Raw genomic sequence first — 2,902 nt, 5'->3', positions numbered from 1 at the left:
CCACCTGGGCCGCCGGGACCACCGCCGCCGGGACCACCCGGGCCGCCGCCACCGGGACCGCCGGGACCACCCGGGCCGCCGGGGCCACCGCCGCCGGGACCACCCGGGCCGCCGGGACCGCCGCCACCGGGACCGCCGGGACCACCGCCACCCGGGCCACTACCGCCGGGACCGCCAGGACCGCCGCCACCGGGCCCACCCGGGCCACCGGGGCCGCCAGGGCCGCCCGGACGTCCGCCGGGGCCACCCGGGCCGGGACCGGGGCCGCCGGGACCGCGCGGAGGCAGTCCGGGGCCACCAGGTACGCCGCCGGGTCCACCGGGCCCGCCAGGCACCCCGCCGGGGCCGCCGGGAACGCCACCGGGTCCACCGGGACCGCCCGGTCTGCCCGGCCGCGGCGGCGGGCCCGGCGGACGGCCACCGGGCGGCGGGGGCCCGGGCGGGCCAGGCGGACGTGGAGGAGTGGTGACGGACATCCGCGCTTTCTCTTCCCCTCGTGCTTGCTGCGTACCCGGAAGCCGGGTCCCGGGGTGCCCGACACTAGCTTGAGTTGGTAGAAACCCCACACCAGACGGTCCCCGTACGGCTATCCTGCGGAACCGTACCGCGACGGGGAGAGCTGTAGGTCGAGAATGCCATCAACACCCACGACTAAGTCTCAGGTCCAGGCGTATCAGTTCGTCCTGCGGCGGATGCAGTCGGCGCTGGTCCGGCGGGACGCCGTGATGCTGCACGACCCGATGCGCACCCACACGCGGGCCACGATCGTAGGGGTGGTGCTGGGCGCGCTCGGCATGATCGTCTTCGTCGTCTGGGGCCTGCTCAGCCCGGCGCCGTCGGTGCCCGAGGCCGGGAACATCGTGATCGGCGAGCAGTCCGGCACGGTCTACGTCGTGACGGGCAACCCGAAGAAGCTGATCCCGACGTTCAACCTCGCGTCGGCCCGGCTTCTCCTGCTGGCCCAGCAGAAGTCACCGGGCGCGGGGGCGGGCGGCGCGACCGCGGCTCCCGCTCCGGCTCCGGCGAGCCCGGCGAGTGTGAAGAATCCCACGGTCGTTTCCGACGAGCAGCTGAAGGACATTCCGCGCGACAAACTGACCGGAATTCCGGACGGTCCGCAGCTGATCCCGACGGATTCCCAGCGAATTTCCGCGAATTGGGCCGTGTGCGACCAGGTTCAGCTCGACACGTCGCTGCCGAACCCCGACACGGGCCGCACCAACACCTACGTTTTCGGCGGGATCGCGCCGAGCGGCCTCGGCACCGAGCTGGGCGAGAACGAGGCGCTGCTGGCGAAGGCCGACAACGGGAAGACCTACCTCGTCTACCGGCTGCCGAGCTCCCGGAACCGGCCGAACGCCAACACCGTGCGCGCCGAGATCGACGTCGACAACCCGAACGACGCCGTCCGGACGGCGCTGCAGCTGCCGCCGTCGCCGCGGAAGATCACGCAGGGCCTGCTCAACGCGATCCCCGAGGTCGCGAAGCTGTCGCCGCCGAAGATCCCGAGCGGCCAGGCCCCGGCGGACTTCGACGGCCTGACCTCGGGCGACGTCTTCGCCACGCAGCAGGCCGGCCAGCGCGAGCTGAACTACTGGGCGATCACGCCGACCGGCATCCAGCGGGTGTCCAACGCCGTCGCCGACATCATCCGCGTCGCGAAGAACGGCAGCTCCAGCAGCATCCAGACGCTGGGCCTGGACAAGCTCGCCGGCGTGAAGACCCTGCAGCCGAACGACCCGGACTACATCCCGGTCGACGACTTCCCGCGCTCGGTGCCGACGATCCTCGACGCGACGAAGAACTCCTCGGTCGCGTGCCTGGGCTGGTCGCTGGTCGGCTCCGGCCCGGACCAGGACGGCCACACCTCGGTGTACGTCGACACGCAGCTGCCCGGCCAGAAGAGCACCGGCGAGAAGTTCACCCCGATGGCCGTGACGACGCCGGGCCCGAACCGGGTGCCGCTCAACGGCTTCTACCTCAAGCCCGGGTTCGCCGCGGTCGTCCAGTCCGCCACCGGCAAGGCCAGCTTCGGCAAGGGCGCGATCCAGCTGATCTCCGACCGGGGCGTCCGCTACAGCGTCCCGGACGCGCAGACCGCGGACGCGATCGGCCTGAACAACCGGCAGCCCGCGCCCGAGTCGATCATCGGGCTGCTGCCGACCGGGGCGTCGCTGAACACCCAGGACGTGCTGCGGCAGTTCGACGCGGTGCCGATCGACCCGAACGCCGGCGCGTTCCCCACGACCCAGCAGCCGGCGAACTGAGCGGAACCGCCGGGCCGCGGCGGACGTCCCACGCTCGAAGGTCCTTTTCGCGAGCGGAGGTGCCGTGGCCGGCCTGAAGATGGACGGCGTCGTCGTCGCCCGGTACGCCGAGACGGCCGAGGCCGCCGCGGACGACCTGGACGCGGCGGCGGCCGAGGTCGGCGGCGACGTCACCGGGGAGTCCTTCGGGACGCTGGGGGCGCAGATCGGCGTCGGGGAGTCGTACGGCCGCGCGGCCGGGGCGTTGCGGCGCCAGCTGGCCGACGGCGCCGAGGCGCTGCGCTCGGCCGCGGAGGCGCTGCGGCAGGTGACGGTCCGCCACGGTGGCCAGGACGCCGAAGCCGCGGAGCTGATCAAGCGGGCCGGAAGGCTCGACGGATGACGTTCGCCGAGCCGGAGGCGTCCACGGACTCCATCCCGCACCCGCTCGCGAAGCGGGCCGCCGCCCCGGTGGTCACCGCGCCCGCGGTCGCGTTCGCCCCGGACGCGGACAGCGCCGGGATCGCCGCCACCGCCGAGCCCTACCTGGCCTACCTCACCGAGGTGTCCGGCCGGCTCGGGCTGATCGACCCGGTCGAAACGTACTTCCGCCCGCTGCTCGGCCGCTGGGGCGACCTCGGCGCCGAAGCCGGCCG

3 protein-coding genes and 1 pseudogene are annotated in these 2,902 nt (G+C 73.8%); 3 read left to right on the top strand and 1 reads right to left on the bottom strand.

What is annotated here, in order from left to right; all coding sequences use genetic code 11:
* The coding region (locus tag ACWEVN_RS47445) for a hypothetical protein (RefSeq protein WP_452055655.1) at positions 1 to 361 on the bottom strand (361 nt) is incomplete at its 3' end.
* A gap of 271 nt (positions 362 to 632) precedes the next feature.
* On the opposite strand from ACWEVN_RS47445, the gene eccB reads away from it, so the two are divergent.
* The 3 genes and pseudogenes from eccB to ACWEVN_RS47430 form a co-directional block, all read left to right on the top strand.
* The gene (eccB, locus tag ACWEVN_RS47440; protein WP_449686322.1) at positions 633 to 2,267 is read left to right on the top strand and encodes a type VII secretion protein EccB; all 1,635 of its coding nucleotides are present in this window, start codon (positions 633 to 635) and stop codon (positions 2,265 to 2,267) included.
* Positions 2,268 to 2,331: 64 nt separating this feature from the next.
* Positions 2,332 to 2,649, top strand: coding sequence for a hypothetical protein (locus ACWEVN_RS47435; RefSeq protein WP_452055654.1), 318 nt, complete (start codon positions 2,332 to 2,334; stop codon positions 2,647 to 2,649).
* A pseudogene (locus ACWEVN_RS47430) lies at positions 2,646 to 2,902 on the top strand (WXG100 family type VII secretion target); the annotation flags it as partial. The gene ACWEVN_RS47435 and the pseudogene ACWEVN_RS47430, both read left to right, overlap by 4 nt.

The sequence above is a fragment of the Amycolatopsis sp. NPDC003861 genome (genome assembly GCF_053605405.1).
The sequence above is the reverse complement of the archived record's forward strand: the minus strand, read 5'-3'. Positions and strand labels throughout refer to the sequence as shown.